This window comes from Oenococcus oeni (genome assembly GCF_020510245.1).
GTDB lineage: Bacteria > Bacillota > Bacilli > Lactobacillales > Lactobacillaceae > Oenococcus > Oenococcus oeni.
Map to the genome: position 1 here is coordinate 1,189,919 of NZ_CP084701.1, position 19,767 is coordinate 1,209,685.

Consider the following 19,767-nt stretch of genomic DNA (forward strand, 5'->3'; position numbering starts at 1 on the left):
GACTTGTTTGGATGGGATCTTTTTCTGTTTAAGGAAAAATTCGGAAAGGAATTTCATTGTGAAAAAAAGACAACCATTTTTCAATTTTTCTTGGGAAATCTTTCTGATTGCCGGTAATCTGCGTTTGACAATAATAGTAATCCCGCCAATCAGCAGCTATATTATGCAAAGTTTTGATCTGGATCAGACCAAAATTGGTCTTTTGACCAGTATTCCTTTGATTTGCTTTGGTCTATTATCAGTTCTTGCACCACTAGTCATTCGGAAATTAGGCAGCTATAGAACCATGATCACAGCCTTGGGAATACTCATTATTGCAAATTTTTTTCGTGTCCTCTCAGCGCCTTGGTTGTTTGTCGGCAGTTTCTTCACCGGGGCGGCAATCACGATATTGAACATTTTGACTCCAACCGTTATTGTCGAACGAGCCCCGAAGCACGCCAATGTTTTAAATGGGCTCTATACCGCGACACTCAACTTATGGGCGGCGGGAATTGGGTATTTAGTCGCACCTTTGGCCAAACAAATCGGTTGGCAAGCAGTTGTTCAATTGACATCAATATTACCGATTATTACATTGGCCGGCTGGTTTTTAATAAAAAACAAAACTAGCAATAATGATTTAGAAAAAAATACCGTTTCCAATCAACAAAAAATCAAATTGATTGAGATCATAAATCACCCAAAGATTTGGCTTTTAGCTATTTTTATGGGCCTGCAGTCATTTATATATTACGGTCTGATTGCCTGGCTGCCAAGTATTCTGAATCATTTAAAGCTGTCCCTTTTGGCAACAGGGAGTCTCTTCGCTCTTTTTCAATTCATCGGAATTCCAATATCGTATATAATTCCGCGAATCAGTGCTGGAAAAAACGCCTTTAAATGGGTTTTAGGAGGATTATTCGTCGGTTATGTCAGCGGATTGAGCTTATTAAATTTAAAAAGCCCCACTTTACCTGTGATCACAATTGCCATTATTGCTTTAGGCCTGACAACCGCGGCCATCTTTTCCCTGGCTTTGGGTTTAATAACAACTCTTTCGGATTCGGCCAGGGAGATAAGCGTTATCGGAGGTGTTGTTCAATCGCTTGGTTATTTATTAGCCTGCATCAGTCCGACCTTATTAGGGAAACTTAATAGCAGTTTCGGAAATTGGAATTTGCCGATCACTTTGTTATTAAGTTTGTCGATAATTACAATTCTAGTGGGTTGGCTTTTTTTAAGAGAAAACACATTTACAAATTAAAAAGGATAATGGAAATAGCTTTAAGGACTAATAACACTATCCGTTTTCCAAGGGGACAAAAAATGAATTTAACAGAACATGAAAAATGGTTGATAAATTTTTATAAACAAAGGAATTGGTATCAATATTCACCTTTTATTCGACTGAACTATTTAAGCGAAGAAACAGGCGAACTTTCCAGAGCGATTCGTGCCATTGAAATTGGTCGTGATCATCCAGGAGATAAGCAATTATCAAGTATTAAAAAAAGAGATAATCTGCAAGAAGAATTAGCCGATATTTTAGACCAACTATTAATATTTTGCAGTAAATACAATATAGATCCTAATTGCCTGCTTTCTGCTAGCGAAAACAAACTAAAGAAAAGATTTCCCGAATAATTATTACTCGTTTGTGACAGATATCGTTGATCGTAATTCTTGTTGATCGAATCCGGTGAATCAATTTGTCCCACCACTTTTATTTCCTGCTTTTTGTGGTCCTGCTCTATCTTTTTAGTTATTTAACTTTCTTTCAAATTCTTTTTTCCATTGATATATTTTAGACAAACTGATACCGAGATAATTGGCAATCGTTGTGTAGGACATTCCTTTTTCAACTAGACGGAAAGCTTTTTTCTTTCTTCTTATAAATACTAAGAAATTTAACTGATTTTTTCGGTCCGATTTCAAGATTGGATGTTTTGTTGTCGGGTATTTGTTCCCACAACTTACGAACTTTCTTTGCTAAATCTCCATAACCATGTTCAATCGAAAACCTCATTGACTCCTCTATCTGATTGTGTCCTGTTTTCGTATTAAAACCATCGCGTTCCTGTAAATCGATTAATTGACCGGCTAATTCAGCTAAATTTTTCATATCAAATTTTCTTCTTTCTTTAACATGACTAATTTGACTTGATTGTTGTTGATTAACAATCATAAATTTCTGTCACACAAACAATGAAGATTTTAGTAAGTGAGTATTAAACGAAAATTAGTAAATTCTTTTTTTGTTTTTTAATTCATATGAATAATTTATAAAAATTTGTCACCATATTTTAAGATCCAAAGAACAAAATGTTGGAATTTTATAGGATAATAAAAAAACGCCATAGCCAATGGTTCAGAGAAATCACTGATGACGCGGTTCAGGTGGTAACGGGAATCGAACCCGTGATAACGGTTTTGCAGACCATCGCCTTACCGCTTGGCTATACCACCAAAAAAGTCACCTATAAAATCATAGCAAAAAGAAAGAGAAAAAGATGAAAGACTTTATAATTTAACTATGAACCCAATAAAATTATTTGCCAGCGACATCGACGGAACATTCGTTAATGATAAGAAAACATTTAATCAAAAACTTTTTCAGGCGACTCTGGACGAAATGAATTTCAATCATCAATTCTTTGTAGCTGCTTCTGGAAGATCATACAATGGCATTGCTCAAGTTTTTAAAAATTATATGCATAAATACAATATAAGCTTTGTTTCACAAAATGGTGCTTCGGTGTATGTCGATGGCAAAAATATTTTTCGTTCTTCAATTGACCCGGAACTTCTGGAAAAAGTGTTTTATATTCTTCCCGAACTAAGTATCAAACCCGACCGAATCATTTTCGAGGGGGATTTAAGTACTTATGCCCCCGATTATCAACAAAAATCAAAACTAAATAAAATGAATACTTATAATCCCAAGTTGGAAATAATTCATAATTTTTCAGAAATAAAAGAACCAATTGAGAAAATTGCTCTTTTTTGGAAAGGCATCGACCAAAAACTGATGGCCGAAGAATTGATTTCTAAAACAAAAATCAAAGGAGTTCGTGCCACTTCGTCCGGATATGGTGCAATAGACATTATTAATCGAGGCATTTCAAAAGCTATTGGTCTTCAAAAGCTTGGAGCTTATTTAGGTCTTCATCATGATCAAATGGCCGCTTTTGGTGATGGCGAAAATGATCTGGAAATGCTTTATTATGTGGCACATCCCTTTGTTATGCCCAACGCACCTGACTTTATAAAAAGAGAATTTTCCGGCGAACAAATTGCCTTATCGGATAACAATCATGATGGAGTTCTAAAAACGATTGACAAATTAATTACCAAATAATCAGTCACAACTAATTTAATCCATTTTTGTGAATACCAGACTATTTCAAACGATCATTTTTTAAAAGTAAATAATCATAAATTAAAAACACCTGGAATTGCTGAGAAAATCCAGGTGTTTTAATATTATTGAAAAATTTCATTAAAATTTGAGATCGATTTTCTTCGCCGTGTTTGAAACAGTGAAAGAAAATTGGTCATCATCATTCTCAATTTTTCCTGTTTGACCATCAACTAAAAATTCCAAAGGCTTAATACCGTTAATAATGAATTTAAAACTCTGATACTTTTCACCATAAGCCTCTCTCGTTTTTGAAATATTAATTTCAATAAGATTGCCGCTTCTCTTCAAAATAAAATCGTAAAGATTATAGCTTCCGGAACGATAGTCAAAACTTTCACCATCATCTTGATAATGTTCGTAACAGCTCTCCCCTTTTCCTGTAAAAGGATAGATGTCCAAGGTTAATTGACTAATTTTCTTTTCTCCAACATAATTTTGGGCCGGATACATGGGAATGATTCCGCCCTCTTTAACATAAATAGGACAAACATCCAACGGCGCATTTTTAACGATATATTGGCCACCATCAAAAACAGCTTTAGTCCAATAGTCGATCCAACGATTTCCTTTTGGCAAATAAACCATTCTCGCTGTCTTGCCCTGCTCAACTACCGGTGCGACTAAAATATTTGATCCACTCATGAACTCATCGTTAATTCCGTAAACATTTTCATCATTTTGGTAATCCAGTAACAAGGGACGAATCATTGGCAGACCGGTTGTTTCTTCATCGTGCATAATATCGTAAAAATACGGCAGTAAGCGATAACGCAATTTTATATATTTACGATTGATAGATTCTGTTTTTTCATCAAAGGCCCAAGGTTCCTGATCACGCATTGAAGCACTTGAGTGATTTCGGAAAAGAGCTGTAAAAGCGCCTACTTGAACCCAGCGGGACAAAAGTTCCGGCGTACAATCAAAACCAAAACCACCAACATCGGTCCCACAAAAAGCGAATCCACTTATGCCAAGATTCATTAGCATAGGCAAAGACATTCGTAAATGTTCCCATAGGCTCTGATTATCACCGGTCCAAACAGTTGCATATTTTTGCGTACCAGCATAACTTGCCCTCGTGATAACAAATGGGCGCTTATTAGTAGCCGTTTTAATACCCTCATAGGTCGCCTTTGACATGTAATGACCATAGACATTATGAATTTCTCGATGATCCGTCAAACGACCATCGTTGTTGAATTGAACATCGTCAGGCAAAGGTCCATCGAAACTCGCGGGTTCGTTCATATCATTCCAGACTCCGGCAACCCCATGATTGACTAAAATCTTCTGATTTTCAGCCCACCAATGACGAACTGCTTGATTGGAAAAATCCGGATAAAGAGCTTTCCCCGGCCAGACACGATTAACATAAGGAATACCATCTCTATCAGTCGCAAAATAATTATTTTTTAGCCCTTGATCATAAATTGAATAACCTTTATCTTTTTTAACACCCGGATCGATAATCGTGACGATTTTATATCCTTGTCCCTTTAAACGGTCCAACATTTTTTCATGATTGGGAAATTTCTGTTGATCCCAAGTAAAAACCCGATATCCGTCCATATAATCGATATCCAAATAAAGAACATCGCAGGGAATATCTTTTTTTCTAAAATTGTTGGCAATCTCCTGCAGCCTTTTCTCTGGCGCATAAGACCACCTGGACTGTTGGTAGCCCAATGTCCATAATTGTGGGAGCGGTGTAGTACCGGTTAGAAGAGTATACCCGAAAATAACTTCTTTAGCAGATGGACCATAAATAAAGTAATAATCAAGATTTCCATCAACGGCGCTAAAAGAATAATAGTTTCTGTTTTCTTTGCCAAAATCAAAAACCGTTTCATAACTGTTGTCGAAAAATATGCCATAAGCGGTTTTTTCTCAAGTGCCACAAAGAATGGAATCGATTTGTACATTGTTTCAAAACTCTCAACGTGCGGATTCGGATTATCGGTATTCCACATTTTATAGTGGTAGCCCAATTTATTTAAATGGCCAGTCCGATCGCCCAAACCATAAAAATAGCTGCCCGGATTCAACTGTTTCAAAATCTTGATTTTTTGCGATTTACGTTCCTCTTCTAATTGATGGCCTTCTTCAGCCGCGATATTGCCGTCATCATCGTTGCCGCGTCGAACAAACGGTTTATCCTCGCCTCGATAATCGCTGCAGATTCGTTTACCGTTCAAATCAAATATATCAACCATAAAATTATCGGTAATTGATACTTTTAGTTTTTCCGTATAAACAAGGACTTGTCCATCGATAAAATCGACCGTAATTTTTCCGGGCATTCTTTTTAAATTTTCAACAGCCTTTGAAGCGCGGCGTTCAGTAGACAGTGGCGAGAAAAAATTGATGATCGAAGGGGTAATAATATCAACCGATGCTCGACCATTTTCGAATTCAATTGAAACGTCATTACTCTTTTTTTCGTAAAACTTTATTTTTCCAAACATAAACCCCTGTAATCCTTTCAATTGAAATTTTTGATTCAAATTTTATTAGAATAGTTTTTTAAGCTGTTTTGATTTTTTGTGTTTGCCGATCCAGAAGTCGAAACAGAAAACAAGAATATCAAAACGAAAGTACCTCAAGGGCCCAAAGAGATAGAATAAGCGACTTTTTTTAAAAATATCCAGTCGTTGAATCTGAACGAAAAGAATATTCAATGTAACCTTTGGCCAATGTGAGTACTTATCCCTTAACAGATCCGGTCAAAACGCCGGAAATAATGTAGCGCTGGAAAAATACATACATTATCAGAACCGGGGCCAAAACCAGCACATACGAAGCAAAGGCCAGGTTATAGTTGGTTGAGAACTGACCTTGAAAGACATATTGTGCCAGCTGCAGCGTCTGCTGTTTGGGATCGCTTAACAACACCAAAGGCATCAAGAAATCATTCCATGTCCACATAAAGGACAAAATCGCTACGGTCGCATGCATCGGTGCCATCAAAGGAAAGATCACTTTAAAGAAGACTTGGTAGGGTTTGGCGCCATCCATTACAGCTGCCTCTTCCAAGGCCACCGGGATCTGCTTAACAAAGCCTGAATAAAGAAAAATATTCAAAGGCATGCCGAAAATGATATATAAAAAGGTCATGCCGAAATCATTGTCCATATGGAAAGCCGAGACTTCACGCACCAAGGGCAGCATAATGACGTTGAAAGGAATAAACATTGCCGAAATGAAGTAGTAATAAAGTAGATTGAAAAAACGGCTTTGTTTGCGATAACGCGTGATAGCATAGGCCGCAGCCGAATTGGTAATAATCGTAAAAATAATATTCCAAGCTGTAATGAAAAGCGTATTTCTAAACATCAATGGAAAATCTGTCATCTGCCAAGCACTCGTGAAGTGCTCCACTGGAATTGTTTCGGCCAAGCCAAAACATTCGTCATATCCGAAGGGCTTTTCAAGGCGATCATCATCGTCATATATAATGCGCCAAGAATGGCAAAAACAGCAATCGTAGCTAAAACAGCCGTAACAGTGTAGTTAGGATGTTTAATTGCCTTTATTTTAGCCGGTTTAAGTAAATTGTTTTTATCATGCATAATCGACATCAGTTTTCAATCCTGTCCTCTCTTTTATTTAACACATTCAATTGGAACAGGAAAACACCTGCAACAATCAAGAACAAAACGACGGCATTGGCTGATTGAATGGCAAACTGTGACCCCTGAAAACCTTGCGTGTAAATCAACACTGAAATTGACGTCGTACTGTTGCCGGGGCCGCCACTGGTCATGGCCATGATCTGATCGAATACCATCAAATAGCCTTTAACAGACAGCACAAGATTAATCGTGAAAAAGGGTGCAATCAAAGGAAAAGTAATCCGCCAGAATTTCTTCCAGGCTCCTGCGCCATCTAAAGACGCCGCTTCGTAAAGTTCCGGACTGACGGATTGCAAACCCGACATATAAATCAATGTATTAAAAGCCAGTCCCTGCCAGATCGTGACGATCAAAATCCCAATCCAGGCATGACTCGTACCCAAGATGTTTGTGGTCAAAAATGACCAATGCAATGCTTTACCCAAGTCCGGCAACAGATTGCCAAAAATAAAGTTAAAGATGAAACCAACGATCAAAGTACCCAACATGTAAGGAAGAAAATAAACAGCCTTTAAAGTATTTTGAAATTTGATCTTGCTGGTCAGGCCCAAAGCAATCAATAAAGCAATTACATTGACAAAGATTGTCGCAAAAACAGCGAATTTAAAGGTAAAACCATAAGCACTGCCGATATCGGCATTCGAAAACATATATCCATAATTGCGCAAACCGACAAAATGCCAGTTTCCAAAACCTTTCCAATCCGTAAAACTATAAAAGACGCCTCTGAGAAAAGGTATCGTATGAAAAATGAAAAAGAGAATTGCCATCGGCACTGTCATTAAATAAAAAGTCAAACTTATTTTTTTCGACCCTGTTTCATAGTTATTTCTCCCCGACATTAGCAGCGTTAAAAGCTGTGTCAGCCCTTCTTAAAGAAATCCTGATGTTCTTCTGCTCGTTCATATGATTAGCAGCGTTTAAACCCGCCTGAGTTAACATCTGCGTTAAATCCAAAGCTGATGGATAATAGTGGTCCGGATAGTTGATTACGTTGCCCCGATTAATTTGATCAGCTATACCGGCAACGAACCGGCTTTTTTGTTTTACGCCCTTGATCGCAGAAAAAGAAAATTGCTCTTTGTTATAGATTGCCGCATTCTTCTTGTCCATTAGAAAAGCAACTAGCTTATTGTCGGCGGAAAAGTGCTTGGAAACCTTCGAAATGGCAAAAGCAACATCGATACCCGAAGTCACTTTATTGGCCTTCGCATTGTTCGAGACAGGAAGCATAAACATGTCTGCGTCGATTTTCTTATTCAAAGAAATAAAAGCCGGTATTTCATAATTGCCATTGATAATCATGGCCACCTTTCCTTTAGCAAAATCAATATTGGCCTAATCATAAGAAGTTCCCATATAATCACTTTGCGAATACTGGGCAATCTGCAGCCATTTTTTCATCGCAGTTTGATGTGTGGCAGCAAAAGTTGTCTTATTTTCCAGACGTTTTTTTATCCAACTCGAAGGAATCGTATTGGAAACAATTGGATTCCAAGTCGCCATCGTCGTCCATGTATCCTTGTAGGCCGATTCAAAGGGCGTAATTCCCTTGGCTTTTAGAATCTTGGCATCGGCGATCAATTCATTCTAAGTCGTCGGAACCGTTTTGATACCGGCTTTTTTAAACAGGGCCTTATTATAGATAACTCCAGCCGCATTGGTCGCATAAGGTACCGCATATAGGGATTTTTTGGAATAAAGACTTGTGATCATCTTCCGGTAGGCTGGCAAAGTTGTTTTGGCATATGATTGACCGGCTAAATTTCTCAAACCTTCCGAACTGACCAGCGAAACCAAATTATTGTCGCCACCGACAGCAATCACATCCGGCAAACTGTTCTTGGCCAAATCGGTTCGCAGTACAGTTGCGGCGCTGGATGGAGAAGAAAGCTGAACTTCAATTGACGGGTATTTCTTCTCAAAAGCTTTGATCAATTCTTTATAAGTGGCGGCGTTTTCAGTCTTTGTCGAAAAGAGCTGGATCACGGTCTTGCCATTCAGATTCGGACCACTCGTCAGAAACATCGAAACGGTAACTGCGATCAGAATCAGGAAAGCCAAAACGCCAGTAACCAATTTAATCGTTTTATTCATTTGATACCTCTTTAGTCATGTCTAAAATACGGTGCGCCACTGGCAAATAATTCTCTTAAACTACTGATATCAACTGATACGATATCTGCTAAATAATCAGAGTGAACAAGCGTAAAAAACTTTTTCAGCCGTGTGCTTTTCCGAATCCCGACATAAAATTATTCTTATTTCAGATATTCAATAGTATCTTTAAATATTTCATCTAGGCCTTGTTTTTATAAACAGTTCCTAATGAAATTAATAATTCCCAATACCAATTTCCCGTTTTATCCTCCTCACCCCCTCGTTGACGGAAATAAGTGTCACGTAACACCTAAGTAACAAAATATATCCTAACATAAAAGTAAAGCGCTTACAATAACGAAAATATATAACCTGGCTAACTTTGAACCGGCAATTTTATATTAAAATTCAGTCACATAAAGAATTTATGACCCTAAATCCGTTTCCCACAATCTCTTGAGTTTATAATTTTTAAAAACGTTGGCGTTACGCCTGAGTTGCTATATACAGATATAAAAGCAGCTAATGAAATTTATTTTAAAAAATCGCTTTGCAATGCTCCGATTCAAAAAAGAATTAAATTATCGTATTTAAATCCTAAAAACAAATATAGTTAAATGAATCCGAAAGAATGAATAAAGTTAATTGTCCCACCACAATTGCTTTTATGATTAGACATCGAAAAACAATAAATTAAAAAAGTGCTGATATTAATCGACAGCACTGAAAATGAATAAAAAACGAACACAATAAAGAAATCCATGTTAATTACACTCGAGCAGTACTGTCCTGCACAATTAATTCAGCATCTAACAAAAGATTGATTTTTTTAATTGCTTGTTTGCTTTGAATTCTCTCTGTCAAAAAATCTACCGCTAAAACGGCTTTTTTTTGAACATTCTGACCGATCGTAGTCAATTTTGGTCGACACTGCTCAGAGAAAATATTGTGATCAAATCCCGTAATTGAAATATCCTCCGGAACTTTAAATCCGTTATCAAGAAAAACATTTATAGCATCTACGGCTAAAAAGTCTGAAGTAAAAACAAGCGCCGTATAATCTTTTAGCTTTGTTTCAGAAAATTTTTTTAGAAAAATGTGACGCTGATTAGTTCGATAATCGAGACCAAAAAAACCGGGATTTTCAAGATTAATATCAGCCTCCGATAAAGCCTTTTTAAAACCAGCAAAACGTTGCTGATCAACACCAAGTAGTTGATTGCCGTCAGCAAAAAAACCGATTCTTCTATGACCAAGGCCAATCAAATAATTTGTGATCTGATAACCACCCTTAAAATCCTGTAAACCAACATTAATAAAATCGTCAGTCATCGATTCCTTATCAACATAAGTATCGATAAAAGCTACCGGTCTCTTCTGCTGTTTAATAAAGTTCTTAGCATCATCAGGATGTGAACCAAGGACAATCAACCCTTCAATATCCCAAGCAGTGGCCAATCGTAAACTTTCTGTCACGCTTCCAGAAGTATAAAGCATCATAAAATAGCTTTTTTTACGAATTTCTTCCTCAAGAAATCCAACAATTTGATTATAAAAAGGATCCGAAACAACATTCATTTCAGACCGTCGTTCATAATTCAAAATGACAGCGATAATTTTTGACCCATGGCGTCCTAAGAGCCGTCCTCCCATATTAGAAACATATTTGCTTTCTTCCAGGGCTCTACTTATTTTTTTATAGTTATCAGGCGATACTTTCCCTTTGCGGCCATGAATCACGTTAGAGACTGTTGTTGGGCTTAAATTAACTTTGTCGGCTATTTCTTTTATCGTGACCATTGTGATTATATAGCTCCTAAATTTTTATTTTGATATGTGCAAGTCAACTTAAGATATCATCATTCTAAAAGAAAAATATTACAAATTAGATATCAAAAAGAAGATAAATAAAAACCTTGAAAGTTATATCACATTCCAAGGTTTTAAAAAATATTAAAAATAAAAAATTAATTATTTCGATGACGAGCTACTTTTTCACGTTCATTGGTCTTCAGAATTATCTTGCGAAGACGGGTATTTTCAGGGGTAACCTCGACTAATTCGTCATCATTCAAGAACTCGATCGACTCTTCAAGAGTCAAATGAGTTGGCGTCTTGATAATAGCCGTTTGGTCTTTATTTGAAGAACGGACGTTACTTTGCGCTTTCATACGGGTAATGTTAACTGAGATATCATTTTCACGGGAATTTTCACCAACAATCATACCCTCGTAAACCTCGGTGCCGGGATCAACAAAAATAGTACCGCGATCCTCAACCTGCATGATTGCATAAGTCGTAACCGTTCCCTGACCAATTGCAACCAAAGTACCATTACGACGACCCGGGTTCCATCCGGTAATAACCGGGCGATAATCCAAGAATGTATGGTTATAGATACCATATCCACGAGTAGAACTCAAAAACTCGCTAGAATAACCAATCAGGCCGCGTGAAGGGGCAACAAAGTGTAAACGCGTCTGACCGTTACCCTGTGGTTCCATATTCAATAACTCTCCTTTGCGTTCCGACAAAGATTGAATAATTGAACCAGTATATTCTTCAGGCGTATCGATTTGTACATCTTCAAACGGTTCGCAACGCGTTCCGTCGATCTCACGATAAATAACCTTTGGACGACCAGCCTGCAACTCAAATCCTTCTCGGCGCAATGTATCGATCAAAATTGAAAGGTGTAGTTCTCCACGACCGGAAACAGTCCAGACACCAGGTGTTTTCGTATCTTCTACTCGTAGTGAAACGTCTGTATGAAGCTCCTGCTTCAACCGATCTTCCAATTGACGGGCGGTTACGAATTTTCCTTCCCGACCGGCAAAGGGCGAATCATTGGTTCTAAAAATCATCTGCAAAGTTGGTGGATCGATTCTCAGCGGAGGCAGAGCGTCAGGGTGGCTGGAAGCAGCAACTGTTTCACCGACATTAATTTCTTCCATTCCGGAAACAGCAATCAAATCTCCTGCTTCGGCCTGATTTATATCAATTCGTTTCAAGCCCAAAAAACCCATTAATTTCGTCACACGAAAATCTTTATGTGAACCATCAAGTTTTAGAACAGTAACATTATCGCCGACTTTGATTGTTCCGCGAACAACACGGCCAATTCCGATACGACCAACAAAGTCATTGTAATCAAGCATAGCAACTTGGAACTGCATTGGTTCGTCAGAATTATCGATTGGAGCCGGGATTGTTTTAAAGACCGTATCAAAAATAGGCTTCATTGTATGTTCTTGTTTGCTTATATCAGCCGAGTAGCTGCTTGTCCCATTCATTGCGGATGCATAGATAACTGGGAAATCAAGCATCTCATCGTCAGCACCCAATTCAATAAACAAATCCAAAACCTCATCGACCACTTCTTGTGGACGAGCACCGGGACGATCAACTTTATTAATGATTACAATTGGAGTCAAATGTTGTTCAAAAGCTTTTTTTAAAACAAAGCGTGTTTGTGGCATCGTTCCTTCAAAAGCATCAACGACAAGCAAAACACCGTCAACCATCGTCATGATACGTTCAACTTCACCGCCAAAATCGGCATGGCCCGGTGTATCGACGATGTTAATCTGTTTATTGCCAACTCTGATTGCTGTCGTTTTTGAAAGAATGGTAATTCCACGTTCTTTTTCAATTGGATTCGTATCCATTGCTCGATCAGCAATTTGCGTATGTGAATCAAAAGTATCTGATTGTTTCAGCATTTCGTTAACCAAAGTAGTCTTACCATGATCAACATGGGCGATAATCGCAATATTTCTAATATCTTCTCTCGTTTTTGCCATTCATAATTCCTTTACAAACAAAAAGCTGCTTATGCAGCCACTGATAGTTTATAATACACGAAAAATAGCCGCTTGGCTAGCCTGGTATACAATAAAATTATGATACTAATGGAAGATATTACACGTGATGGTAATCCGGTTTTGCGTGCGAAAGCCAAACCAGTTACTTTTCCGCTTGATTTAGAAATAAAAAAACTTGGTCATCGGATGCTTGAATTTCTTGAGGTTTCTCAGGATAAAGAAAAAAACGAAACCTATCATTTACGTCCGGGTGTCGGCCTCGCTGGTCCGCAAGTTAATAAGTCTTTGCAGATGACAGCTTTGCTAATCCCTTCTTTGAATCCTGAAGAAGATTCGAAACCGTATTTCCGCGGAATCGTTTATAATCCAAAAATTACCCGTGAATCAATGAAAAGAGCAGCACTGGAAACCGGAGAGGGATGTTTGTCAAAAGACGAAGATACCCCCGGAATCGTCCTCAGAGCCGATAAGATTACTGTCGACTACGATGATGAAAACGGCGAGCACCATTCGATTCGATTAAAAGATTATCCAGCGATTGTTTTTCAACATGAAATCGATCACTTAAAGGGAATTATGTACTACGATCACATCAATGAATTAGATCCTTGGGCAGTTTCTGAAGATGTTGTCTTAATTAAGTAATTTATTATTATATTGGCAAATTAAAAACGAGTTCCATTTGGAAACTCGTTTTTTAATGTGGCTAAAATATTAAATTACTTAATAACCGTTCCTGCAAAACTTGGCATGAAGTATGAAGAAATCGTTTCAACTTCAACATTCATACCTGGTTCCGGTGCAGCTACATATTGATTATTTCCGATATAGATAGCAACGTGATATGTCGCCCCCGCGCTGCCCCAGAACAGGAGGTCTCCAGGCTTTGCCTGGGATACAGAATGCTTTGAAACATAACTTTCTTGAGAAACTGTGTAATGAGGGAGAGTAATCCCTGCAGCATGTTGGTATACATACGAGACTAATCCGGAACAATCAAACCCGGCAGTTGTACTGCCACCCCAAACATAAGGAATATTTTCTTTGGACAATTGAATCGCTAAGTTAACAACAGCCTGAGCAGTCGAAGTAGAAGTAGAAGTCGTACTGGTCTGACTGACTTGAGAAGCAGTAGTGGTTGTGACGTTGGTTTTGCTCAAAGAAGACGTGGAGGCAGCTTTAGCAGCGGCTGAATAACTGGAAGCGACCGAAGCAGACGAACTTACAGCAGAAGCGACCGAAGAAACCACAGCAGAAGAGCTGACGACCGATGCGCTGGAAGGAGCGGAACTAACAGCAGCAGAAGCGGCCGAAGAAACAGCAGCAGAGCTGGAAACGACCGAAGCAGACGAACTTGCAACATCATTCACAGAATCGCTAGCGGCCGAAGAAGTTGTGCTCGTTGGAATTTGAATTATTTGTCCAATCTGAATTAGACTTTTGCCGCCATTATTAGCAACTAATTGATTAACATCAGCACCTGTTTTTTGAGCAATCGACCAAAGAGAGTCACCTGCTTGAACAGTGTAGTTGCCGCTTGCAACAGAAGTAGAACTTGAGGCTTGACTAGCTGAAGATGAAGCCGCGCTGCTTTCAGCAGTTTTTTGCGCCGGTGTGGTCGTTGCATCGTCATCAGGAAGTACCAATGTGTCCCCTGTAATAATCAAATTCGGATCGGAAATTTTGTTTTCCGATGCTAAAGCGTTAACAGAAGTGTTGTTATCATTGGCCAAGCTCCACAACGTATCACCGCTTTTAACCGTATACGATTTAGCTTGGGCTGTTACCGCAGCCGTTCCGGTGACGCCCAATGCAGAAATCGCCGTAATCAATGCTTTTGATTTTAAAGAAGATTTTTTCATTTCCACCTCGTACGCCTATTAATTTTAGACGCTTTGAGGGCGTTTTGGGTTGCAGCGAGATTACATTTTTTTCTCGCCTCTCTCAAACATACGTTTGAATTTTTTTAAAAAAATTTCAATTTTTACGAACACACGGTTGAAAAAAATTGAGTTGCATATTACAAATTTACATTTTGTTTAAAAAAACACTACTTTATTAAAAAATAGTGCTTTGTATATATTACAAAAAGATTACATATCCGACTTAAGCACACCGCCCAAAGCGTAATGATTCGCTTCAAATTCGCGAACTACTATATGAACCGCTTCAGGTTTAGCCTTGGTATCTTTAACCATTACAGCGGTAATGTCCTTTACAATTTGTTTAATTTGTTCATGAGAACGTCCTTTTAGCATATCAATTTGAATTTCCGGCATCGATTTTTACCTTTCCTTTTTTAATATCAGCTTGGCGATCGGGATCAAGCCATAGTCCACTAACTGAAACAGTACTCAATATATCAATAAAAGCATGTGGATCATTTTCACGAGCAATATCTTTCCATTTCATAAAGTTCAACACGATTAATCACCATGAATAAAGTAGAAGACTCATGATGAGAAAAAGCTCCCGTCGAAGGAAGAATTGTGATTCCACGAACCAATTCGTCCTGTAATGCTTTAGTTAAAAGGTCGGCTTTCTCCGTCACAATCAAGGTGGTTAATTTTCGTTGACCGGTATAAATTGCATCTATAACCTGGCCTGTAGCAAAAATTCCGATTAAAGTATATAAAGCATTCGGCCAGCCAATAAAAATACCGGCAATCAAAACAATTGAAGCATTAATTGTATTACTAATAACACCGACAGATCGTCCGGTCTTTTTTTGGACAATCATTGCGATAATATCCATTCCGCCAGTAGAGAGACCGAAACGCATCGACAAACCAGTCGCCAAACCCATTAACACACCCGAAAAAAGCGAAGCAAGCAAAACACTTTTGGCGATATTGATAACGGGAAAATAGACAATAAACAAAGACGTTAGAACAGAATTGGCCGTGCTTAAAATCGTGAAACGCAAACCGACCATTTTCCACCCAAAAACCAATTACAACGCTTGTCAGCAGTATAAAAATACCGGTATTTATTTGAAAACCAAATAAATGTTTACTCGCTATTGAAAGCAACTGCGAGATTCCGTTAAAACCACCGGTAAAAATATGATTTGGATTCAAAAACATATTCATAGCAATTACTTCTAATAAAGCCGTAAAAATTAGAATAAATAATTGGACCACTAATTGTGGAAAGGAATTTTGAATTTTTTTAATTGTCATTATTTATTTTCCGAGAAAAAAACAGACCGTTGAATCAGTCCGTTTCTAAAATCACTTTGTTTGAGTTTTCTTATTAGTCGCCTTGGTATTAAGACTTTCCTTGATACGAGCAGCCTTACCACGAAGTGCACGCAAGTAATACAATTTAGCGCGACGTACATGACCATGACGAGTAACTTCGATTTTATCAACACGTGGAGAATTTAATGGAAAGGTACGTTCAACGCCAACACCGGAAGAAACTTTTCTAACGGTATAACTAGCTGATATTCCAAATCCCTTGCGTTTAACAACTACGCCTTCAAATAATTGGACACGTTCGCGTTCACCCTCAACGATTCGAGCATAAACTCTGACATTATCTCCCGGACGAAAATCGGGAATGTCTGAGCGTAATTGTGATTGCGTCAATTTTTCTAGTACTTGATTCTGTTTCATTTTATACTCCCAACGAAAACATTGATATTCAATACCTTGGTACAACAGCGCAATGTCAGTAATTGGCAAAAAATAGCCAAAAAATATTGTATCAGTTTTCACTGATCAGAATCAAGTGATTCTTCATATTTTATGTCATCGAGAAAATCAAGTTCTTCTTTATTGAAACTTCTTTTCTCTAATAAGTCCGGACGTCGCAAGAAGGTTTTCCGCAAAGACTCCTTTAAACGCCATTTACGAATCTTTTCATGATCTCCGTTAGTTAAAACCTCCGGAACCTGTATTCCGCGAAAATTTGCCGGGCGAGTATATTGAGGCTCTTCTAATAAACCGTTTTGAAAACTATCGTCTGCTGCCGATTCGGAATTTCCCAAAACATTATCCAAAAAACGAACGGTTGCATCAATAATCACCATACTTGCTAATTCCCCGCCGGTTAAAACATAATCACCCAGGCTAATCTCTTCATCGACCAAATTGCGGATTCGATTATCATAGCCTTCATAGTGTCCGGAAATAAAAGTTAAATGATTATATGTGGACAATTTTTTTGCCACATGATGGTCAAATTTCCGACCAGCCGGATCGACGAGAATCACATGACCCTTATCGCCATTATTCTCTTTTTTAACTTCCTCCATCGCATCAAAAATCGGTTGAGGCATTAAGAGCATTCCGGCTCCTCCGCCATAAACGACGTCATCAACGTGTCTTTGCTTATTGGTCGTAAATTCGCGAAAATCGGTTACTTTAAAATCAATTAAGCCTTTTTCAATCGCTTTGCCGATCATTGATTGGCGTAAAGGATCAAACATGTCCGGAAAAATACTTAAAACATCAATCTTCATCAAGCCCCTCCAACAATTCAATTGTGACAGTCGAGGTTTGAAGATCGACTTTTTTGACCACTTGATCAATATAAGGGATCAAAATCTCTTTGCCATTGCTTTTCTTGATCGTCCAAACGTCATTTGCACCGGTATGAAAAGAATCAGCTATTTCGCCAATCGAATTTCCTTTTTCATCAATCACTTTTAAACCAATAATTTGAGAAACAAGAAACTCTCCTTCGGATAATCGGGGCTCTTTTCGCTCATTGATAAAAATATCTTCTCCCTTATATTTCTCAACCAAATTTATATTTTCATGATCTGAAAATTTTACCAACCAGAATTGTTTAAAAGGACGGCTGGATTGAACGACTAACTTTTCCCCGGCAATCAGCAGTTCGGAATTTTTAGCAAAACGTTGTTCGGGGAAATCAGTATTGAAATCAATTTTTAACTCACCCGCTATTCCGTGAGTATTGATGACCCTGCCGATTCGTAATTCTTTCATAATTGTTTCTCCAGTTGAAGCAAAGCAGCTTTAATGTTCGAACCATCACGATATTTACCAATTTTCCCGGATTTAGTAATTATTCGATGACAAGGAACAACCACTTCAAATGGATTTTTGCCAACAGCTGTTGCAACAGCTCGAACCGCCTTTTGATTACCAATTCGCCTTGCAAATTCGCTATAACTAACAGGTTTATCAATCTCCAGCAATTTTTTTAAAATGAGTATCTGAAAATTCGAGAATTGCCAGAAATTCCAGTCAATAGAAATTTTTGGACTGCTACTTCTCCCAGAAAAATAATCCAAAAAAGCAGAACTGATTTTAGGATTCTCTCTATTGACTAATTTTGAAATTCCGGACCACTTGGAAAAATCAGCAATCGGATCATCTTGAAAAGTAGTAAAAATTAAACCTTTATCAGAAGAAAAAAATGAGAATTTCCAGTCGAGAAAATTAATCGAGCTGTAGTTTATTTGTTGACGATAATTTACTTTCATCTATCAAATAATACAAAAAAACCGTCAGAAACGACGGAAATTATTTTTTGCTTTCCTTTTTAGCGGCAAGTTTCGCTTCGTGAAGTTTTTTCATCAAGCCAGCATCTGAAAGAAAATTACGAACAGTATTTGTTGGTTGAGCGCCCTTCATTAACCAATTAAAGATCTGGTCATCATTCAACTCGATTTCAGCCGGTTTTGTAATTGGATTATAGTAACCAACTTCTTCAATAAAACGGCCATCGCGACGAGCACGTGAATCAGCGACAACAATACGATAAAATGGACGCTTCTTAGTACCCATCAGATGTAAACGAATTTTAACTGACATATATTTCTCCTAAAAAATATTACTGTCATAATATATACTTTATAAAAATACTTGTCAAGTATTTTTACTTGACAGAGCTTTTATTAACCATTCTCTCAAATTTTAATGCCGCCCTTTTGCTTTGATATTCGATACTGTGATGAAAAAAAGGACTTCTTTTAAATTCTTTTAAAGTGGGCGCTCGATAATTCTTTAATAATTCTGATCGGAAAAGCGGGTCATAATATTTAATTGGTTCGATATCAAGATTGAAATGACGACTATTTTCGTGATTACAAGATCTGCCCAAACTAATTTTGGAATCATTATAATCAGCAAAATTGTAAGAAGCACCGTTAATTGGACCGTTATTGCCAGATCCAAGTATATACAGAAAATTTCCTTGGGAATCTAAAACAAATTCAATATGAAAATCAATCACTATTTTTAAATTAGGTCTGAATATTCGAAAATTTCTCCGATTGGCCAGATCTTTCAAAGAAATTTTTTCATGCAAACGAGCACTTTCAATCGCCCAATAAAAATCTTTTTTATTTTCAGCCAATAAATTTAAGTTAAATTTTTTCGTCTCCGGAAAAGAGCTTAGATAAGCTGCCAGTTTCTGAGAATCGTTCAATCTAAGTTCTTTAAGCCTGAACGATCGCCTAACATAAAAAACCATTTGCTCATCAATTAGATATCTGAATTGATGCGTTCTTTTGGCTAAATCGATTTCACTTTCAGATAAGTTTTCATCAACAAGACCCTTAGGAAAAGCCGTTTGAACCAGATGAGCAAAGTCGCGCCAAAAGAAATTTTTTGGTGACAAATCAGAGGAAAAAATATCTGTAATCTTTAAATTGCGAATATCTTCCCCGGTCTTAAAATCAGCAATATGAAAAAGCCACTTTAAAATTTTTTCAGCTGATTTTTGATCGGAAATTTTCATAGAAGACCAAGCTTTAAAGAATTCCTCATCGCCGATTTTAAAATTACTTTCCATATTATTCATAACTAATTATAAAAATACGTATAAAAAA

The 19,767-nt window shown here is 37.6% G+C and carries 25 protein-coding genes, 1 tRNA gene and 1 pseudogene; 4 read left to right on the plus strand and 23 right to left on the minus strand.

Features of this window, described 5'->3' with window-relative positions; translation table 11 throughout:
• The first annotated feature begins 58 nt into the window (after positions 1-58).
• Together J3U91_RS06255 and J3U91_RS06260 are read left to right on the plus strand one after the other, a co-directional pair.
• Positions 59-1,246 carry an MFS transporter gene (locus J3U91_RS06255; protein ID WP_002818714.1) on the plus strand — a complete coding sequence of 396 codons (1,188 nt, stop codon included), beginning with the start codon at positions 59-61 and terminating at the stop codon, positions 1,244-1,246.
• A 62-nt stretch (positions 1,247-1,308) separates the two neighbouring features.
• Positions 1,309-1,626 (plus strand): MazG nucleotide pyrophosphohydrolase domain-containing protein, encoded by a 318-nt coding sequence (locus tag J3U91_RS06260; RefSeq protein WP_002818713.1) that lies wholly within the window; start codon positions 1,309-1,311, stop codon positions 1,624-1,626.
• A 114-nt stretch (positions 1,627-1,740) separates the two neighbouring features.
• Here the strand turns inward: J3U91_RS06260 and J3U91_RS09945 are convergent, their stop codons facing one another.
• From J3U91_RS09945 to J3U91_RS06275, 3 genes are all read right to left on the minus strand, one after another.
• Positions 1,741-1,833, minus strand: a complete 93-nt coding sequence (locus tag J3U91_RS09945) for a helix-turn-helix domain-containing protein (RefSeq protein ID WP_228751186.1) — start codon at positions 1,831-1,833, stop codon at positions 1,741-1,743.
• Between the two features lie 7 nt (positions 1,834-1,840).
• Entirely contained in the window at positions 1,841-2,104 is a 264-nt protein-coding gene (locus J3U91_RS06270) for a helix-turn-helix domain-containing protein (RefSeq protein ID WP_226490002.1), read from the minus strand.
• A gap of 273 nt (positions 2,105-2,377) precedes the next feature.
• Positions 2,378-2,448 (minus strand) — tRNA-Cys (locus J3U91_RS06275).
• Positions 2,449-2,515: 67 nt separating this feature from the next.
• Here J3U91_RS06275 and J3U91_RS06280 point away from each other — a divergent pair.
• Positions 2,516-3,340, plus strand: a complete 825-nt coding sequence (locus tag J3U91_RS06280; protein ID WP_002816602.1) for an HAD-IIB family hydrolase — start codon at positions 2,516-2,518, stop codon at positions 3,338-3,340.
• A gap of 141 nt (positions 3,341-3,481) precedes the next feature.
• On the opposite strand, the gene J3U91_RS06285 is transcribed toward J3U91_RS06280, so the two are convergent.
• From J3U91_RS06285 to typA, 9 genes and pseudogenes are all read right to left on the minus strand, one after another.
• Positions 3,482-5,089 (minus strand): glycoside hydrolase family 31 protein, encoded by a 1,608-nt coding sequence (locus J3U91_RS06285; protein ID WP_002818710.1) that lies wholly within the window; start codon positions 5,087-5,089, stop codon positions 3,482-3,484.
• A 32-nt stretch (positions 5,090-5,121) separates the two neighbouring features.
• The gene (locus J3U91_RS06290) at positions 5,122-5,868 is read right to left on the minus strand and encodes an alpha-glucosidase domain-containing protein (protein ID WP_002818709.1); all 747 of its coding nucleotides are present in this window, start codon (positions 5,866-5,868) and stop codon (positions 5,122-5,124) included.
• Positions 5,869-6,106: 238 nt separating this feature from the next.
• Positions 6,107-6,981: pseudogene (locus tag J3U91_RS06295) on the minus strand (carbohydrate ABC transporter permease).
• Positions 6,981-7,877 (minus strand): carbohydrate ABC transporter permease, encoded by an 897-nt coding sequence (locus J3U91_RS06305; RefSeq protein ID WP_002818706.1) that lies wholly within the window; start codon positions 7,875-7,877, stop codon positions 6,981-6,983. Before J3U91_RS06305 ends, J3U91_RS06295 begins: the two are co-directional and overlap by 1 nt.
• Positions 7,861-8,340: a type 2 periplasmic-binding domain-containing protein gene (locus J3U91_RS06310; RefSeq protein ID WP_002818705.1), complete on the minus strand. Its 480-nt coding sequence runs from the start codon at positions 8,338-8,340 to the stop codon at positions 7,861-7,863. The genes J3U91_RS06305 and J3U91_RS06310 overlap by 17 nt, the downstream gene beginning before the upstream one ends.
• A gap of 33 nt (positions 8,341-8,373) precedes the next feature.
• A complete protein-coding gene (locus J3U91_RS06315; RefSeq protein ID WP_002818704.1) occupies positions 8,374-8,619 on the minus strand; it encodes a hypothetical protein in 246 nt (81 codons plus the stop codon).
• Positions 8,620-8,625: 6 nt separating this feature from the next.
• Entirely contained in the window at positions 8,626-9,132 is a 507-nt protein-coding gene (locus J3U91_RS06320) for an ABC transporter substrate-binding protein (RefSeq protein WP_002818703.1), read from the minus strand.
• A gap of 771 nt (positions 9,133-9,903) precedes the next feature.
• Entirely contained in the window at positions 9,904-10,935 is a 1,032-nt protein-coding gene (locus J3U91_RS06325) for a LacI family DNA-binding transcriptional regulator (protein WP_002818699.1), read from the minus strand.
• Positions 10,936-11,102: 167 nt separating this feature from the next.
• Positions 11,103-12,938 carry a translational GTPase TypA gene (gene typA, locus J3U91_RS06330; RefSeq protein ID WP_002818698.1) on the minus strand — a complete coding sequence of 612 codons (1,836 nt, stop codon included), beginning with the start codon at positions 12,936-12,938 and terminating at the stop codon, positions 11,103-11,105.
• Positions 12,939-13,046: 108 nt separating this feature from the next.
• Between typA and def the strand changes: the two genes are divergently transcribed.
• On the plus strand, positions 13,047-13,604 hold the full coding sequence (gene def / locus J3U91_RS06335; protein WP_002818697.1) for a peptide deformylase: 558 nt from the start codon (positions 13,047-13,049) through the stop codon (positions 13,602-13,604).
• Positions 13,605-13,678: 74 nt separating this feature from the next.
• Here the strand turns inward: def and J3U91_RS06340 are convergent, their stop codons facing one another.
• From J3U91_RS06340 to J3U91_RS06390, 11 genes are all read right to left on the minus strand, one after another.
• Entirely contained in the window at positions 13,679-14,827 is a 1,149-nt protein-coding gene (locus J3U91_RS06340; RefSeq protein ID WP_002818696.1) for a LysM peptidoglycan-binding domain-containing C40 family peptidase, read from the minus strand.
• Between the two features lie 225 nt (positions 14,828-15,052).
• Positions 15,053-15,238, minus strand: a complete 186-nt coding sequence (locus J3U91_RS06345) for a 2-hydroxymuconate tautomerase (RefSeq protein ID WP_002818695.1) — start codon at positions 15,236-15,238, stop codon at positions 15,053-15,055.
• Positions 15,219-15,371 (minus strand): DUF2179 domain-containing protein, encoded by a 153-nt coding sequence (locus tag J3U91_RS06350; RefSeq protein ID WP_018025281.1) that lies wholly within the window; start codon positions 15,369-15,371, stop codon positions 15,219-15,221. Before J3U91_RS06350 ends, J3U91_RS06345 begins: the two co-directional genes overlap by 20 nt.
• On the minus strand, positions 15,346-15,765 hold the full coding sequence (locus tag J3U91_RS06355) for a YitT family protein (protein WP_407719241.1): 420 nt from the start codon (positions 15,763-15,765) through the stop codon (positions 15,346-15,348). Before J3U91_RS06355 ends, J3U91_RS06350 begins: the two co-directional genes overlap by 26 nt.
• Entirely contained in the window at positions 15,656-16,141 is a 486-nt protein-coding gene (locus J3U91_RS10005) for a YitT family protein (RefSeq protein ID WP_407719240.1), read from the minus strand. The genes J3U91_RS06355 and J3U91_RS10005 overlap by 110 nt, the downstream gene beginning before the upstream one ends.
• Positions 16,142-16,192: 51 nt before the next feature.
• Entirely contained in the window at positions 16,193-16,579 is a 387-nt protein-coding gene (gene rplS / locus J3U91_RS06365) for a 50S ribosomal protein L19 (protein ID WP_002818691.1), read from the minus strand.
• 98 nt (positions 16,580-16,677) lie between these two features.
• Positions 16,678-17,427: a tRNA (guanosine(37)-N1)-methyltransferase TrmD gene (trmD, locus tag J3U91_RS06370; RefSeq protein WP_002818687.1), complete on the minus strand. Its 750-nt coding sequence runs from the start codon at positions 17,425-17,427 to the stop codon at positions 16,678-16,680.
• Positions 17,417-17,917 (minus strand): ribosome maturation factor RimM, encoded by a 501-nt coding sequence (gene rimM, locus J3U91_RS06375; RefSeq protein ID WP_002818686.1) that lies wholly within the window; start codon positions 17,915-17,917, stop codon positions 17,417-17,419. Before rimM ends, trmD begins: the two co-directional genes overlap by 11 nt.
• Positions 17,914-18,417, minus strand: coding sequence for a methylated-DNA--[protein]-cysteine S-methyltransferase (locus J3U91_RS06380; RefSeq protein WP_002818684.1), 504 nt, complete (start codon positions 18,415-18,417; stop codon positions 17,914-17,916). The genes rimM and J3U91_RS06380 overlap by 4 nt, the downstream gene beginning before the upstream one ends.
• 40 nt (positions 18,418-18,457) lie before the next feature.
• Positions 18,458-18,748, minus strand: a complete 291-nt coding sequence (rpsP, locus tag J3U91_RS06385; RefSeq protein ID WP_002818683.1) for a 30S ribosomal protein S16 — start codon at positions 18,746-18,748, stop codon at positions 18,458-18,460.
• Between the two features lie 64 nt (positions 18,749-18,812).
• Positions 18,813-19,730: a DUF3114 domain-containing protein gene (locus J3U91_RS06390; RefSeq protein WP_002818681.1), complete on the minus strand. Its 918-nt coding sequence runs from the start codon at positions 19,728-19,730 to the stop codon at positions 18,813-18,815.
• Positions 19,731-19,767 lie beyond the last annotated feature (37 nt).

Excerpts from the sequence above, each read along its gene's own strand:
- J3U91_RS06260 (WP_002818713.1), top strand. The coding sequence starts at position 1,309 with ATGAATTTAACAGAACATGAAAAATGGTTGATAAATTTTTATAAACAA.
- J3U91_RS09945 (WP_228751186.1), bottom strand. The coding sequence starts at position 1,833 with ATGTCCTACACAACGATTGCCAATTATCTCGGTATCAGTTTGTCTAAA.
- J3U91_RS06270 (WP_226490002.1), bottom strand. The coding sequence starts at position 2,104 with ATGAAAAATTTAGCTGAATTAGCCGGTCAATTAATCGATTTACAGGAA.
- J3U91_RS06280 (WP_002816602.1), top strand. The coding sequence starts at position 2,516 with ATGAACCCAATAAAATTATTTGCCAGCGACATCGACGGAACATTCGTT.
- J3U91_RS06290 (WP_002818709.1), bottom strand. The coding sequence starts at position 5,868 with ATGTTTGGAAAAATAAAGTTTTACGAAAAAAAGAGTAATGACGTTTCA.
- J3U91_RS06305 (WP_002818706.1), bottom strand. The coding sequence starts at position 7,877 with ATGTCGGGGAGAAATAACTATGAAACAGGGTCGAAAAAAATAAGTTTG.
- J3U91_RS06310 (WP_002818705.1), bottom strand. The coding sequence starts at position 8,340 with ATGATTATCAATGGCAATTATGAAATACCGGCTTTTATTTCTTTGAAT.
- J3U91_RS06320 (WP_002818703.1), bottom strand. The coding sequence starts at position 9,132 with ATGAATAAAACGATTAAATTGGTTACTGGCGTTTTGGCTTTCCTGATT.
- J3U91_RS06325 (WP_002818699.1), bottom strand. The coding sequence starts at position 10,935 with ATGGTCACGATAAAAGAAATAGCCGACAAAGTTAATTTAAGCCCAACA.
- typA (WP_002818698.1), bottom strand. The coding sequence starts at position 12,938 with ATGGCAAAAACGAGAGAAGATATTAGAAATATTGCGATTATCGCCCAT.
- def (WP_002818697.1), top strand. The coding sequence starts at position 13,047 with ATGGAAGATATTACACGTGATGGTAATCCGGTTTTGCGTGCGAAAGCC.
- J3U91_RS06345 (WP_002818695.1), bottom strand. The coding sequence starts at position 15,238 with ATGCCGGAAATTCAAATTGATATGCTAAAAGGACGTTCTCATGAACAA.
- J3U91_RS06350 (WP_018025281.1), bottom strand. The coding sequence starts at position 15,371 with ATGAAATGGAAAGATATTGCTCGTGAAAATGATCCACATGCTTTTATT.
- J3U91_RS06355 (WP_407719241.1), bottom strand. The coding sequence starts at position 15,765 with ATGGGTTTGGCGACTGGTTTGTCGATGCGTTTCGGTCTCTCTACTGGC.
- J3U91_RS10005 (WP_407719240.1), bottom strand. The coding sequence starts at position 16,141 with ATGACAATTAAAAAAATTCAAAATTCCTTTCCACAATTAGTGGTCCAA.
- rplS (WP_002818691.1), bottom strand. The coding sequence starts at position 16,579 with ATGAAACAGAATCAAGTACTAGAAAAATTGACGCAATCACAATTACGC.
- trmD (WP_002818687.1), bottom strand. The coding sequence starts at position 17,427 with ATGAAGATTGATGTTTTAAGTATTTTTCCGGACATGTTTGATCCTTTA.
- rimM (WP_002818686.1), bottom strand. The coding sequence starts at position 17,917 with ATGAAAGAATTACGAATCGGCAGGGTCATCAATACTCACGGAATAGCG.
- J3U91_RS06380 (WP_002818684.1), bottom strand. The coding sequence starts at position 18,417 with ATGAAAGTAAATTATCGTCAACAAATAAACTACAGCTCGATTAATTTT.
- rpsP (WP_002818683.1), bottom strand. The coding sequence starts at position 18,748 with ATGTCAGTTAAAATTCGTTTACATCTGATGGGTACTAAGAAGCGTCCA.
- J3U91_RS06390 (WP_002818681.1), bottom strand. The coding sequence starts at position 19,730 with ATGGAAAGTAATTTTAAAATCGGCGATGAGGAATTCTTTAAAGCTTGG.